At 71.0% G+C, this 14,606-nt stretch carries 11 protein-coding genes; 8 read left to right on the forward strand and 3 right to left on the reverse strand.

The window, feature by feature from the left end; all coding sequences use genetic code 11:
• The first annotated feature begins 184 nt into the window (after nt 1-184).
• From fomD to IG78_RS0113705, 3 genes are all read left to right on the forward strand, one after another.
• Nucleotides 185-868: a cytidylyl-2-hydroxypropylphosphonate hydrolase gene (gene fomD / locus IG78_RS0113695; protein WP_030562706.1), complete on the forward strand. Its 684-nt coding sequence runs from the start codon at nt 185-187 to the stop codon at nt 866-868.
• Nucleotides 869-984: 116 nt separating this feature from the next.
• Nucleotides 985-1,662, forward strand: a complete 678-nt coding sequence (locus IG78_RS0113700; RefSeq protein ID WP_030562707.1) for a class I SAM-dependent methyltransferase — start codon at nt 985-987, stop codon at nt 1,660-1,662.
• 56 nt (nt 1,663-1,718) lie between these two features.
• Entirely contained in the window at nt 1,719-3,836 is a 2,118-nt protein-coding gene (locus IG78_RS0113705; protein WP_030562708.1) for a SpoIIE family protein phosphatase, read from the forward strand.
• 142 nt (nt 3,837-3,978) lie between these two features.
• Here the strand turns inward: IG78_RS0113705 and IG78_RS0113710 are convergent, their stop codons facing one another.
• Nucleotides 3,979-6,477 carry a transglycosylase domain-containing protein gene (locus IG78_RS0113710; protein ID WP_030562709.1) on the reverse strand — a complete coding sequence of 833 codons (2,499 nt, stop codon included), beginning with the start codon at nt 6,475-6,477 and terminating at the stop codon, nt 3,979-3,981.
• A 318-nt stretch (nt 6,478-6,795) separates the two neighbouring features.
• Between IG78_RS0113710 and IG78_RS0113715 the strand changes: the two genes are divergently transcribed.
• From IG78_RS0113715 to IG78_RS0113725, 3 genes are read left to right on the forward strand one after another with little or no spacing between them, the layout of a single operon-like run.
• Nucleotides 6,796-7,323 carry a PadR family transcriptional regulator gene (locus tag IG78_RS0113715; protein WP_030562711.1) on the forward strand — a complete coding sequence of 176 codons (528 nt, stop codon included), beginning with the start codon at nt 6,796-6,798 and terminating at the stop codon, nt 7,321-7,323.
• Nucleotides 7,320-8,006, forward strand: a complete 687-nt coding sequence (locus IG78_RS0113720; RefSeq protein ID WP_030562713.1) for an ABC transporter ATP-binding protein — start codon at nt 7,320-7,322, stop codon at nt 8,004-8,006. The genes IG78_RS0113715 and IG78_RS0113720 overlap by 4 nt, the downstream gene beginning before the upstream one ends.
• Nucleotides 8,003-10,438: an FtsX-like permease family protein gene (locus IG78_RS0113725; RefSeq protein ID WP_030562715.1), complete on the forward strand. Its 2,436-nt coding sequence runs from the start codon at nt 8,003-8,005 to the stop codon at nt 10,436-10,438. The genes IG78_RS0113720 and IG78_RS0113725 overlap by 4 nt, the downstream gene beginning before the upstream one ends.
• A 79-nt stretch (nt 10,439-10,517) precedes the next feature.
• On the opposite strand, the gene IG78_RS0113730 is transcribed toward IG78_RS0113725, so the two are convergent.
• On the reverse strand, nt 10,518-11,522 hold the full coding sequence (locus IG78_RS0113730) for a LysR substrate-binding domain-containing protein (RefSeq protein WP_078965132.1): 1,005 nt from the start codon (nt 11,520-11,522) through the stop codon (nt 10,518-10,520).
• 128 nt (nt 11,523-11,650) lie between these two features.
• Between IG78_RS0113730 and IG78_RS0113735 the strand changes: the two genes are divergently transcribed.
• Nucleotides 11,651-12,205: a peroxiredoxin gene (locus IG78_RS0113735; RefSeq protein ID WP_030562719.1), complete on the forward strand. Its 555-nt coding sequence runs from the start codon at nt 11,651-11,653 to the stop codon at nt 12,203-12,205.
• A 15-nt stretch (nt 12,206-12,220) separates the two neighbouring features.
• On the forward strand, nt 12,221-12,751 hold the full coding sequence (locus IG78_RS0113740; RefSeq protein ID WP_030562721.1) for an alkyl hydroperoxide reductase: 531 nt from the start codon (nt 12,221-12,223) through the stop codon (nt 12,749-12,751).
• Between the two features lie 249 nt (nt 12,752-13,000).
• On the opposite strand, the gene IG78_RS0113745 is transcribed toward IG78_RS0113740, so the two are convergent.
• Nucleotides 13,001-14,554, reverse strand: coding sequence for an AI-2E family transporter (locus IG78_RS0113745; RefSeq protein ID WP_037685543.1), 1,554 nt, complete (start codon nt 14,552-14,554; stop codon nt 13,001-13,003).
• Nucleotides 14,555-14,606: the final 52 nt, after the last annotated feature.

The raw sequence follows: 14,606 nt of genomic DNA on the forward strand, positions 1-14,606 counted from the left end.
TTCGGCCTCGTCCTCAAACGCCGGACGGGCTGAAACGTTGCCGCACCGGCGAGAGTTTCAGCCCGTCCGGCGTTTGAGGACGAGGCGCGGAGCGCCGATAAGGCTGGGGTCCAGGGGGCGCAGCGCCCCTGGTTCGGGAAGGGGCGGGATTGGGGAGGCTCCCGCCAGGACCTAATATCTGTTCATGACAGACCTCGACGGTACGGCGTCACCAGGGAAGGCCCGGCACTGGGCGCCGGGGACGCAGATTCTGTGGCGGTACCGGGAGAACGCGGGCCCCCGCTTCCACATCTGCCGGCCCGTCACGGTCGTCGAGGACAGCGACGACCTGCTCGCGGTGTGGCTGGCCCCGGGCACGGAATGCGTGAAGCCGGTCCTCGCTGACGGCACCCCCGTACACCGGGAACCCCTGGCCACCCGCTACACCAAGCCGCGCACGGTCCGTCGCGACCACTGGTTCGGCACCGGCGTCCTGAAGCTGGCCCGGCCGCACGACCCGTGGTCGGTGTGGCTGTTCTGGGAACCGGGCTGGCGGTTCAAGAACTGGTATGTGAACCTGGAGCAGCCGCGCACCCGGTGGAGCGGCGGCGTGGACTCCGAGGACCACTTCCTGGACATCTCGGTGGACTCGGACGGCACTTGGCGCTGGCACGACGAGGACGAGTTCGCGCAGGCGCAGGACGCGGGCCTGATGAGCCCGGAGAAGGCCGACGCGGTGCGCGCGGCGGGGCACGCCGCGGTGGACGTCATCCGTTCCTGGGGACCTCCTTTCGGTGACGAATGGCCGACCTGGCGCCCCGATCCGACATGGCGGATTCCCGCCCTGCCCCAGGACTGGGACCGTACGCCCGCGCACGTGTCCTCATGAGACCCTTGATGCGCCCCCGTACTTCAAACGTAGGATCGTCCTCCGCAAGGGCGCACAGCAGTAACTCCTCGTGCCCCCAGAGCGCCTGACAGGATGTCATCAAGGAGCGGCTGAACGTGAGCGAGGAATACAGCGCGCCTGGCGGCCACGACCGCACGGGCCAGGCCGAGGCCTTCGACGCCATCGGCGCGTCCTACGACGTCGCGTTCCCGCACAAGGACGGTCAGCTCGCCGCAGGGCGCCGGCTCGCCGCCGAGCTGCCCCCGGGCTCGCGCGTCCTGGACGTCGGCTGCGGCACGGGACTGCCCACGGCCCGTCAGCTCACCGAGGCGGGCCACACCGTCCTGGGTGTCGATCTGTCGCCCGGCATGCTGGAACTCGCCCGCGCGAACGTCCCTCCGCCCGCGGCCGAGTTCCGCCGCCTCGACCTCGCCGACCTGCGGGCATCCGGTGCGGGACCCGCCGCTGTCGGCCGGTTCGACGGAATCGCCTGCTTCTTCACGCTGTTGATGCTGCCCCGGAAGGAGATACCGTCTGCTCTTCGGCTGCTGCGGTCCCTGCTCAGGCCCGGCGGTCTGCTCGGGCTTTCCATGGTCGAGGCCGATCTGGACGACGCGGCGATTCCGTTCCTGGGGCACACGATCCGGGTATCCGGTTACCTGCGGGACGAACTGCGGCAGGTCGTGCGGGACGCCGGTTTCGACATCGCCCACGAGGAGTCGTACACGTACGCCCCCGCGAGCACGACCGCACCACCCGAGCACCAGCTATTCCTGCACTGCCGACGCGGCTGAGCAACGCTTGGACGGCGCGCGCGGCGCGCAGCCCCGGACGGACGGATTCGAAACGCGTGACGGAGCACTTCAGCCCCTACGAGGGCCGCGAGGCACCAGGTGCCCGGCCCCCAGCCCCCGCGGATCCCCGCGGGGCGCTGCTGCGTGCCCCGGAGACGGACGCGTACGGCTCCGGAGCCATGAACGCCCTGCCCGCGCAGGCACGCACGGGTGAACAGGACGCGGGCGCGGGCAGCGAGCACGCCCAGTCCGCCACGCCGGCCACCGAGGGCCCCGAAGGTCCTGACAGCCACCGCCCGCGCCCGGTCCCCGAAGGCGCCGGGGGCGTACCCGCACCCGCCCGCTCCGATTCCGGGACGGCGGCCCGTCCCGACAGCGAAAGCGCCATGACCGCACCCGACACGACCGGCGTGCCGGGCGCCCCCGACGGCCCGGAGCGCCGCACCGGAAGGCCCCGCCCGCCGGGGCCCGCGGCCATGCGCCGCGACGGCGACCGGCTGCGCTTCGTGGGCGCGGCCACCCGGCGCATCGCCCGCGGCATCGACCTGGACGAGATCGTGATGGGCCTGTGCCGGGCCACGGTGCCGACGTTCTCGGACGCGATCCTCGTCTATCTGCGCGACCCGCTGCCGGTCGGCGACGAGCGTCCCGCGGGGCCGCTGGTGCTGCGGCTCCGGCGTACCGACCGCATCCCGGAGGACCAGGACACCGACGGCGGTGCGCTACCCGCCCTACAGGTGCAGTCCGACCTGTCGTCGGCGGCCGAGCTGTGCGAGGTCCGCGTGGGCAGCGCCCTCGCCGAGGTCCTCCGCGGCGTGCGCCCGGTGTTCGCCGACGCCACGGCGGCGCTCGGCGCGCTGCCCGAACTGCTCGGCGAGGGGCGTACGGTGCCCGGCGGGCAGCGGGCCGTCCTGGCGCCGCTGCGCGGCAGGCGGCGGGTGATCGGCGCCGCGGTCTTCCTGCGCCGCCCCGACCGGCACCCCTTCGAGGCGGACGACCTCCTCGTCGCCGCCCAGCTCGCCACGCACAGCGCGCTCGGCATCGACAAGGCGGTCCTGTACGGCCGCGAGGCGTACATCGCGGACGAGTTGCAGCGCACGATGCTGCCCGAGACCCTGCCGCGTGCCACCGGCGTGCGCCTCGCCTCGCGCTACCTCCCCGCGGCCGAGACCGCCCGGGTCGGCGGCGACTGGTACGACGCCATCCCGCTGCCCGGCAGCCGTGTCGCCCTGGTCGTGGGCGACGTCATGGGGCACTCGATGACCTCAGCCGCGATCATGGGACAGCTTCGCACCACCGCGCAGACCCTCGCCGGACTCGACCTGCCGCCCCAGGAGGTCCTGCACCACCTCGACGAGCAGGCCCAGCGCCTCGGCTCCGACCGCATGGCCACCTGCCTGTACGCGGTCTACGACCCGGTCTCGCACCGCATCACCATCGCCAACGCGGGCCATCCACCGCCCGTCCTGCTGCATCTGGGCGGTCGCGCGGAGGTCCTGCGGGTGCCGCCGGGCGCGCCCATCGGCGTCGGCGGTGTCGACTTCGAGGCCGTGGAACTCGACGCCCCCGCGGGCGCCACGCTGCTCCTGTACACGGACGGCCTGGTCGAGTCCCGCCTCCGGGACGTCTGGACCGGCATAGAGCAACTGCGCGAGCGGCTCGCCGCTACCGCCCAGCTCACCGGACCCGACCATCCGCCGCCCCTGGAAGCGCTGTGCGACGAGGTGCTCGACATGCTCGGCCCCGGCGACCGCGACGACGACATCGCGCTGCTCGCGGCCCGCTTCGACGGGATCGCCCCGAGCGACGTGGCGTACTGGTTCCTGGAACCGGAGGACGCCACCCCGGCGCGTGCCCGCCGCCTCGCCCGCAGCGCCCTTGAACGCTGGGGCCTGACGGAGTTGAACGACGCGGTGGAGCTCCTCGTCAGCGAGGTCGTCACCAACGCCGTGCGGTACGCCACCCGGCCGATCACCCTGCGGCTGCTGCGCACGGACGTGCTGCGCTGCGAGGTCGGCGACGACGTACCGCAGTTGCCGAGGCTGCGCCAGGCCCGCGCGACGGACGAGGGCGGACGCGGGCTCTACCTGGTCAACAGGCTGGCCCGGCGGTGGGGTGCCACCCGGCTGAGCACGGGGAAGGTGGTCTGGTTCGAGCTGAACCAGAGCGGCTGAACCAGAACGCCCGATACAGAGCGGTCGGGCCGGAGCGGTCGGGCCGGAGCGAAGGCGCCCGGAACCTCGTGGTTCCGGGCGCCTTCGTCGTACGTGTGCTCCAAGTGCTTCGTCGTGCCTGCCCCTGCGGCCCGGCCCGCCGCTAGTCCTCGCGCCGTCCGTCCACGCGGTCGGAGCGGTCGGAGCGGTCCGCCCTGTCGTCCGGGTCCTCCGTCGTCGGCGGGGACGTCGTCGTCGGCGTGGTCGGCGGCTTCGTCGTCGCGGACGTCGGCGGCTTCGTCGTCGTCGGCGTCGTCGGCGGTTTCGTCGTCGTCGGCGTCGTCGTCGGCGACGGGGGCTTGGTCGACTGCTTGTCGTCCTCGTCCTTCGTCTCCGTGGGCCGGATCGTCGGGGTCGGCGGGGCCTGCGTGGTCGGCTGGGGCGGCGGGGCGACACCGGCGCCCATGTCCGTCTTGAGGTCGAACTTGGTGCGCGAGCCGGACGCGTCGAAGGTGTACGCCGCCCAGATCTGGGCGGGGAAGCTGCCGCCGGCGATACGGGTGCGGCCGAGGGCCCCCTTCATCGAGGCCTGGTCGCCCCGCTTGACCTTGTGCTTGCCCTTGCCCTCGTTCTCCGGTGCCTCGCCGAACAGGCCCACGGACGTGACCAGCTTCGGCGTGTAGCCCACGAACCAGGCCGACTTGTTGTCGTCGGAGGTGCCGGTCTTGCCCGCGACCTGCTGGCCGTTGCGTTCGGGGGCGTCGCGCACCGAGGACTTGGCCGTTCCGTCGTCGACGACGCCCGTGAGCACGGAGGTGACGGAGTCCGCGGCGCCCCGGCTGATGACCTCGTCGCCGATCGGGTCCGGCATGTCGACCGCGCGGTCCTTGTGCTCGACGGACTTCACGAGCGCGGGCGTGACCTTCTTGCCGTGGTTGTCGAGGGTCGCGTACACGCCCGCCATCTCCAGCGGGCTCGCCCCCATCGAGCCGAGGGTCTGCGCGGGCACGGCAGGCAGGCCCTCGGTGTCCATGCCCAGCTTGCCCGCGACCTCCAGGACCTTGTCCATCTTCACGTCCACGCCCATCTGCGCGAACACGGAGTTGATGGACTTGTTCATGGCGGTCTGCACATCGACCTGGCCGTAGGAGACGTTGTCCTCGTTGGGCGGGGCGAAGCCGATGTCACTGCCCACGACCGGGCGTTTGCTGCGGCCGCTGTAGATCGTGTCGGCCGTGATCGGCTTGCCGCTCTGCGTGGTCGCCCCCTCTTCGAGGGCCGCGGCGAGGATCAGCGGCTTGAAGGTGGACGCGGGCTGGTAGTCCCTGCGGGTGGCGTTGTTGACATAGTGCTTCACGTAGTCGCGGCCGCCGTACATCGCGAGGACCTTGCCGGTCTTCGGGTCGACGGAGACCGCACCGGCCTGCACGCGCGCGTCGGCCTTGTTGCGCTTCGGCTCCAGCTTGGCGTTGAGCTTCTTGTCGACTGCCTGCTTGAGCTGCTGCTGCTTCTCGCGGTCGATGTTGAGCGTGATCGTGTAGCCGCCCGCCTTGAGCTGGGCCTCGGCCTCGGACTTGGTGAGCCCCTGCTCGACGAGCTGCTTCTCCACATCCGCCTCCGCGGCCTTCACCAGATAGCCGGTCTGGCCCTCCAGGGTGGGGTCGGGCTTCGGCTCCTTCGGCACCGGGAACTTCTGCGCCTCACGTTCGGCGGCGGGCAGCCAGCCCTCCTCGACCATGTTGTCGAGCACGTAGTTCCAGCGCTGCTTGACCAGCTTCCTGCCGGTCGGGGTGGCGGACGTCCAGTCGTAGGAGCTCGGGGACTGGAGCAGGGCGGCCAGGTAGGCGCCCTGGGAGACGTCGAGATCCTCGGCGTCGACGCCGTAGTAGGCCTGCGCGGCGGCCTGGATGCCGTAGGCGCCGCGGCCGTAGTAGCTGGTGTTGATGTAGCCCGCGAGGATGCTGTCCTTGCTCTTCTCGCGGTCCACCTTCAGCGAGATGACCAGTTCCTTCAGCTTGCGCGAGACGGTCTGGTCCTGCGTGAGGTAGTAGTTCTTCACGTACTGCTGGGTGATCGTGGAACCACCCTGCTTGCCCTTGCCGGACAGGGTGTTGATGACACCGCGGGCGGTGCCCTTCAGGTCCACGCCCGAGTCCTTGTAGAAGGACTTGTTCTCCGCGGCGACGAAGGTGCGCTGGACCTTCTTCGGCACCTTGTCGAGGTCGACGATCTCACGGTTCAGGTCACCGGTGCGGGCGAGGAACGTGCCGTCGCTGTACTTGAAGACATTGCTCTGGATCTTCGCCGCGGCATTGCCCTTGGGTATGTCCACGACCAGGTACAGCACGACGAAGCCGAGCATGCCGAGCAGGATGAAGCCGAAGAATGCGCCCAGGAGCTTCTTCCAGGTGAAGAAGCGGCGTATGCCGGTGCGCTTGGGCTTGGCCGTACGGCCCCGGCGGCCCGGGCGGCGCCCGCCGTCGCCGGAAGCCGCGCCGTCACCGAGCGTGCCCCCGCCGCCGGTGCCGCCACCCGCCGAGCCGCCACCCGAGAGACCCGCGGCAGAAGGACTGCCGGTGGCGGGGGCGTCGCCGGGCGAACGACCGGGCGCTGCCCGGCGCGCACCGCGCTGCCGCGCTTTTCGGTCTTCCGCTCGGCCCATGGCTGTGGCTGCTCCGCTCGTCTCGTCGTCTTCGTACGGTTCGACTTCGTACGTCTCGTCGTCCGCGTACGTCTCCGTACCCGTGGCAACGCAGGTCAGCTCACGAAGCTAACACCGCGCCCCAGGACAAACTCCCCACGATCCGGCCTTTTCCGGACGTGACAATCAGCACCCGTCACCGGGGAACCCGTGCTGTCCCACCCAAATCGACTCACCAGGGCCACAGACGGTTGCCCACGTCTCGAACGTCTGAGCTGCCGTCGAGCTGGACACTGCGGGTATACACCGTGGGTATACGTGGTGTGTATAGTGCTCCGCATGTCCATCGGTCACACCCTCCTCGGGCTCCTCGAATCCGGGCCCCGCCATGGCTACGACCTGAAGCGTGCCTTCGACGAGAAGTTCGGGCACGACAAGCCGCTGCACTACGGCCAGGTCTACTCGACCATGTCCCGCCTACTGAAGAACGGCCTCGTCGAGGTCGACGGCATAGAGGCGGGCGAAGGCCCCGAGCGCAAGCGGTACGCCATCACCGAGGCGGGCATCACCGATGTCCAGCGGTGGCTCGCGACGCCGGAGAAGCCCGAGCCGTACCTCCAGTCGACCCTGTACACCAAGGTCGTCCTCGCGCTGCTCACCCACCGCGACGCCGCCGACATCCTCGACACCCAGCGCGCCGAACACCTGCGCCTGATGCGGATCCTCACCGACCGCAAGCGGAGGGGCGATCTCGCCGATCAGCTCATCTGCGACCACGCCCTGTTCCATCTCGAAGCCGACCTGCGCTGGCTGGAGCTCACCTCCGCGCGTCTGGGCAAGCTCGCCAAGGAGGTGCTCCCCGGATGACTCCCGCGGGTTCCCTGCTGACCGCCGACGGTCTGCGCAAGGTCTACGGACCGACCACCGCCCTCGACGGCGCCGACTTCTCCATCCACCCCGGCGAGATCGTCGCCGTGATGGGCCCCTCCGGCTCCGGCAAGTCCACGCTCCTGCACTGTCTCGCCGGCATCGTCCGCCCCGACGCGGGCGAGATCACGTACAACGGACAGCGCCTGACGGACATGAACGACACCGCGCTGAGCGCGCTGCGCCGCAGCGAGTTCGGGTTCGTCTTCCAGTTCGGGCAACTGGTCCCGGAGCTGACGTGCGTGGAGAACGTCGCCCTGCCGCTGCGGCTCAACGGCGCCAAGCGCAAGGACGCCGAGCGCACCGCCCTGACCTGGATGGAACGCCTGGAGGTCGACGACGTACGCGACAAGCGCCCCGGCCAGGCGTCCGGCGGCCAGGGCCAGCGCGTCGCCGTGGCCCGCGCCCTCGTCACGAGCCCGCGGGTGCTCTTCGCCGACGAGCCCACCGGCGCCCTGGACTCCCTCAACGGCGAGCGCGTGATGGAGCTCCTCACCGACGCCGCGCGCTCCACCAACGCCGCGGTCGTCCTCGTCACCCACGAGACCCGGGTCGCCGCCTACTCCGACCGCGAGATCGTCGTCCGCGACGGCAAGTCCCGGGACATGGAGCGCCTGGTATGAGCACGACCCGTACGAAGCCCGCGGCGCCCGCAGGTGCGGTCCCGCACCCCGGGCCCACCGGGCCCACCGGCGCCCGCGCCTGGCTGCGCGACCTCGCCATGGGCGTCCGGTTCGCGGTCGGCGGCGGCCGCGAGGGCTGGGTCCGCACCGTGCTCACCGCGGTCGGCGTGGGCCTCGGCGTCGCCCTGCTGCTCGGCGCCGCGTCCGTGCCCGACCTGCTCGCCAACCGGGACGCCCGCGCGGCGGCCCGCAACCCCGCCGACACCATGTCCGCCAAGACGATCGAGCGGACCGACGCGACGATCCTGACGGTCGACGCGGGCACCGGCTTCCGCGACTCGGAGATCGGTGGCCGCTCGGTACGCGCCGACGGCGACCACCCCGTGCGTCCGCCCGGCGTGAGCGAGCTGCCCAAGGGCGGCGAGATGGTGGTGTCCCCCGCCCTGCGCGACCTGATGAACAGTTCCGATGGCAAGCTCCTCAAGCAGCGCTTCGACGACTACCGCATCATCGGCACCATCGGCGAGCCGGGCCTGATCAGCCCCAAGGAGCTGTACTACTACACCGGTTCCGACACCCTCTCCAAGGCGCAGGGCGCCCACCGCGTCGAGGCCTTCGGGTACCACGAGGAGACCGAGCCGCTCGACCCGCTCCTGGTCGTCCTCGTCGTCCTGATCTGCGTCGTGCTCCTGACCCCGGTGCTCATCTTCATCGGCACCGCGGTCCGCTTCGGCGGCGACCGGCGCGATCAGCGGCTCGCCGCGCTGCGCCTGGTCGGCGCGGACCGGCGGGGGGTGCGCCGGATCGCGGCGGGCGAGGCGCTGTTCGGAGCGCTCCTCGGCCTCGCGCTCGGCGCCGTGTTCTTCCTCGGCGGACGCGAGCTTGTGGGCGTCGTCGACATCTGGAAGGTCAGCGCGTTCCCGTCCGACATGGTGCCGATGCCCGGGCTCACGGCGGTGATCGTGGTGGCGGTGCCGGTCTCCTCCGTCCTGGTCACGCTGGTCTCGCTGCGTGCCGTCGCCATCGAGCCGCTCGGCGTGGTGCGCAGCACGACGGCCCGTCGCCGACGGCTGTGGTGGCGGCTGCTGCTGCCCGTCGCGGGCCTGCTTGTCCTGCTCAACCAGGACCAGGTGACCCGCACCGGCGGCGAGGACGTGCAGGTGTACACCATCGCCGCGGGCGCCACCCTCACCCTGGTGGGCCTCGCGACACTGATGCCCTGGCTGGTCGAGGCGGCGGTGGCCCAACTGCGCGGCGGCCCCGTGCCGTGGCAGCTCGCCACCCGGCGGCTGCAGTTGAGCAGCGGCACGGCGGCACGCGCGGTCAGCGGCATCACGGTCGCGGTGGCGGGCGCGGTCGCCCTGCAGATGCTCTTCGCCTCCATGCACGACGAGTTCAACACCACCACCGACCAGGACCCCCGGCGCGCCCAGCTCAACGTCAGCTCGCCGGAGGCCAGCGGCCCGCTCGCCCAGCGGATGATCGACGACTTCCGCGCCGCGAAGGGCGTCAAGGGTGTCATCGGCCGGGTCTCCTCGTACGTGGTCAGGCCGGGCGAGATGAAGAGCGGCGACGACATGCGGCCCACCACGGAGCTGTCGGTCGGTACCTGCGCGACCCTGCGCGAACTGGCGCGGGTCGGCCCCTGCAAGGACGGCGACGCCTTCGTCGTGCACTCCGGGGACCGCGAACTCGACCAGTGGGTGGACCGCACGGCCCGGCCCGGCGAGCAGGTGGAGCTCAACAGCGAGAGCTGGGGCGACGACGCGAGCGAGGCACGCGGGAAGCACAGGCCGTGGACGCTGCCGAAGTCGGCCCGCACGATCACCTCGCGCCCCGACCCGGCGGGCGACCGCTACAGCGGCATCTTCGTGACGCCCGGCGCGATCGACGTGGCGAAGCTGGCGGACGCGAGCACCCAGGCCCTGGTGCAGATCGACCCGAAGGTCACGGACGCCGAGGAGTACGTGCGCAACGCGGCCACGCACATCGACCCGCTGATCCGGGTGTACACCATCCGCATGGTCGAGCGCGACAAGCAGTACGCCTCCGTGCAGAAGGGACTACAGGCGGGCGCGATCGCCACCATGATGCTGATCGCGGCGTCCATGCTGGTCTCGACCCTGGAGCAACTGCGCGAGCGCAAGCGGCTGCTCGCCGCCCTGACCGCCTTCGGTACCCGCCGCTCCTCGATGGCGTGGTCGATGCTGTGGCAGACGGCGGTCCCTGTGGTGCTCGGCCTCGGCCTCGCCATCTCCGGCGGCCTGGCCCTCGGGTTCGTGATGTGCCGGATGGTGGACAAAACCGTGTCCGACTGGCTGGTGTTCCTGCCGCTGTGCGCCGCGGGTGCCGCCCTGGTCGCGGCGGTGACACTGCTGAGCCTGCCGGCGCTGTGGCGCATGATGCGCCCGGACGGGCTGCGTACGGAGTGAGCCCCCTCAAGTGAGCCCCCTCAGGGGGTGACTCCTCGTACGACGTGACTCGCGCCGCCGGTGCGGGTGCCGGGCCCGGTCAGGCCCCGAGCACCCGTACCGGCAGCGGTCGCAGTGCCTCCCGCAGGGCCGCCGCCAGTTCCTCGTACTCCGCCGCCCGTGCGGCCCCCGTCCGCATCGCGAGCGCGACCCGTCGCGTCGGGGCGGGGTCGGCGAAGTACCCGGTGAGGAGCTGGCTGCTGCGGCTCGTCTCCACGCGGACCGCGGTGCGCGGCAGGAGCGTCACACCCAGCCCGCCCGCCACGAGCTGGACGAGCGTGGAGAGCCCGGCGGCGGTCGTGGTCACCGGCGCGCCCGCCCGTCGCCCACCGCCACCGCCACCCTCAGCCGAAGGGCTCCGCCCCGCCCCCAGATTTTCACGCCCGGCCTCCCGGCAGATGTCCAGGGCCTGGTCCCGCAGGCAGTGCCCCTCGTCGAGCAGCAGCAGGTTCAGCTCGCGCAGTGCTTCGCGCGGGATGCCCTCGCGTCCGCCGAGCCAGTGGTCGAGCGGCGTCACGAGGACGAAGTCCTCGTCGAAGAGCGGCAGTTCCGTGACCCCGGGCACCCCGAGCGGCACCGCGAGCAGGAGCAGGTCGAGGCGCCCCGCCGCGAGACCTTCGAGCAGCGAGGAGGTCTGCTCCTCGTGCACCTGGAGATCCAGGTCCGGATACCGCTCGTGGACGAGTCCGAGGACCGTCGGCAGCAGATACGGCGCCACCGTCGGGATCACACCGAGCCGCAGCGCGCCGGTGAACGGCGCCTTCACCGCGTCGGCCTCCTCCAGGAGCGCCTCGACCTCGTCGAGGACGGCCTTGGCGCGCACCGCGAGCCGCTCCCCGGCCGGGGAGAGCAGCACCTTGCGGGTGGTGCGCTCCAGGAGCTGGACACCCAGTGTCTCCTCCAGGGCCGAGACCGCGCCCGACAGCGCGGGCTGACTCATCCCGATTGCTGCCGCCGCGTCCCTGAAGTGCAACTGCTCGGCCACGGCCGCGAAGGCGCGGAGCTGCGCCAGACTGGGTTGCTTACCCCTATTTATGGCTCGCACTGATAGCCACCTCCGATCAACACAACCAAGTGTAGCTATTTCCCTAATCAATGCACTCTGTGCCACGATCGACAGCAGTCCAACCCTCTGGAGCCCCTTACAGGGTTCCTCCGCTGCAAGGAGTACGTGTGCTCACTGTCGGTGACAAGTTCCCCGAGTTCGACCTGACTGCCTGTGTCTCGCTGGAGACGGGCAAGGAGTTCGAGCAGATCAACCACAAGACGTACGAAGGCAAGTGGAAGATCGTCTTCGCGTGGCCCAAGGACTTCACCTTCGTGTGCCCGACGGAGATCGCCGCCTTCGGCAAGCTGAACGACGAGTTCGCCGACCGTGACGCCCAGATCCTCGGCTTCTCCGGCGACTCCGAGTTCGTGCACCACGCCTGGCGCAAGGACCACCCGGACCTGACGGACCTGCCCTTCCCGATGCTGGCCGACTCCAAGCACGAGCTCATGCGTGCGCTCGGCATCGAGGGCGAGGACGGCTTCGCGCAGCGCGCCGTCTTCATCGTGGACCAGAACAACGAGATCCAGTTCACGATGGTGACCGCCGGTTCCGTCGGCCGTAACCCGAAGGAGGTCCTCCGGGTCCTCGACGCCCTCCAGACGGACGAGCTCTGCCCGTGCAACTGGAGCAAGGGCGACGAGACCCTGGACCCGGTCGCGCTGCTGTCCGGCGAGTGAACGGAGCCTTCTGACATGGCACTCGACGAACTGAAGTCCGCCGTACCGGACTACGCCAAGGACCTGAAGCTGAACCTCGGCTCGGTCATCGGCAACTCCGATCTGCCGCAGCAGCAGCTCTGGGGCACGGTGCTCGCCTGCGCGATCGCCTCCCGCTCCCCGAAGGTGCTGCGCGAGCTGGAGCCCGAGGCCAAGGCGAACCTCTCCCCCGAGGCGTACACCGCCGCCAAGTCGGCTGCCGCCGTCATGGCGATGAACAACGTCTTCTACCGCACGCGTCACCTGCTCTCCGACCCGGAGTACGGGACGATGCGCGCCGGTCTGCGGATGAACGTCATCGGCAACCCGGGCGTCGAGAAGGTCGACTTCGAGCTGTGGTCCCTCGCGGTCTCCGCGATCAACGGCTGCGGGCAGTGCCTCGACTCCCACGAGCAGGTGCTGCGCAAGGCGGGCGTCGACCGCGAGACGATCCAGGAAGCCTTCAAGATCGCCGCGGTGATCCAGGCTGTGGGCGTTACGCTCGACTCCGAGGCGCATCTCGCCTAGCGGCGCGCTTCCTCTTACGCCGCCCGTAGGGCCCCGCTTCTTGTTGAGCGGGGCCCTACGCGTGTGAACGTGTATCGCCCTCCGGGCTCGTCCTCAATCGCCGGACGGGCTTTCCCCACCCACCCGCCCTTGCTTCCTGACGGGCGAGAGTGATCTTTTGAGCCCGTCCGGCGATTGAGGACGAGGCCGCCAGGCCGATTCAGCCCGTCCGGCGTTTGAGGACGAGGCCGCCAGGCCGGTTGGCCCGGGTCAGGGCTGGGGGGAGTCGGGGGTGGGGGGTGAGGCCACCTCGGAGGCGGTGGCGCCGCGAGGTTGGGGCGCCGTCTTGAGGGCCGCTTCGCGGGCGTAGGTGCGGAGGTACCCGACCACCGTGTTGGTCACGGCGACCAGCGGCACCGCGACCACGGCCCCGCCGATCCCGGCGACCATCCCCCCGGCGGCCACGGACAGCACCACGGCCAGCGGATGCACGGCCACCGCACGGCCGAGGATGAACGGCTGCAGGATGTGGCCCTCGATCTGCTGCACGGCGAGCACGACGAGCAGCGTCATAAGCGCCGTGAACACCCCGTGCGTGACGAGCGCGACCACGACGGCGAGGGCACCCGAGACGACCGCGCCCACGAGCGGGATGAACGCGAACAGGAAGATGAAGACGGCGAGCGGCACGGCCATCGGCACACCGAGGAAGTAGATGCCGACGCCGATGAAGACGGCGTCGATGAGCGCCACTATCACCGTGCCCCGCACATACGCGGTGAGCGTCCGCCACGCCCGCGGCCCCGCACCCGCGACCCCCGGCCGGGCCGCCTTGGGCACCAGCTTCAGGAACCACTGCCAGATGCGCGGCCCGTCGTACAGCAGGAAGAGCGTGGAGAACATCGCGAGGAGTATGCCCGTGAGCGCCTCCATGATGACGGTGACGCCTTCGAGCCCGGCGGAGGTGATCTCCTCGGAGTTGGCGCCCACCGCCTCGCGCAGCGACTTGGCGATGTCGTTGATCTGGTCCTCGGTGACGTGGAAGGGGCTGTTGAGCAGCCACTTCCGCAAGTCCTCGATGCCGTCCTGGACTTGGCTGGAGAGCGTGTCGACGTTCTCCATGACCTGCCATACCACGAACCAGCCCACAAGCCCCATGACCACGAAGCCGAGTACGGCGGTGGCCACCGTGGCGAGCCCCTGCGGCAGCCCGAGCCGCTTGAGGCGGGCCACCGTCGGCTGGAGCAGTGCGGTGATGAGCAGCGCGGCGACGAACGCGAACACGACCAACTGCACCGCGGTGATGACCTTCATCAGGACCCAGACGGTGCCTGCGAGGACGAGCAGCCGCCACCCGGCCTCCGCGGCCACCCGCATGCCCCAGGGCACGGCGTCCACGGGGTCGGGGCGGGCCCCTATGTCGGGGGCGTAGGTGGGCGGGGCGGGCACCTGGTCGGAGGCGGACGCGTCCGGGTCGTCCGTCAAGTCGTCGGTGTCGGCCTGCGCGGCCCGCACCCGGTCCGCGTACCGCTTGCGCAGCGACAGCTTCGGCGGGGCGGCCACGGCGCCGGTGGTCGCGGCCGCCTCGGTTTCCGTCTCCCCGGGCGCTGTCGCCCCGCTGGCCGACGCCCCTTCCGCCGAGGTCCCTTCGGTCGCCGACATGTCGGCCGGGGCCTCGGGTCCGGCGTCGCCGGAGGCCCTCCGCGCCGCCGTGTCCGCGGTCGCGTCCGCGGGATCACCCGTGGCCGCGCCCGCGCCGAGGCGTTCTCCCATCCTGGTCAGCGCGGAGCCCACCCGGCCGCGCCACCCTGGAACTCGCGCCATGATCCGTCCTCTACCCCGTCGTTCCCCACCGAGTCTCCCCGGCTGCCTCGGG

Origin of the sequence: Streptomyces aureocirculatus (assembly GCF_000720475.1) — a bacterium.
GTDB lineage: Bacteria > Actinomycetota > Actinomycetes > Streptomycetales > Streptomycetaceae > Streptomyces > Streptomyces aureocirculatus.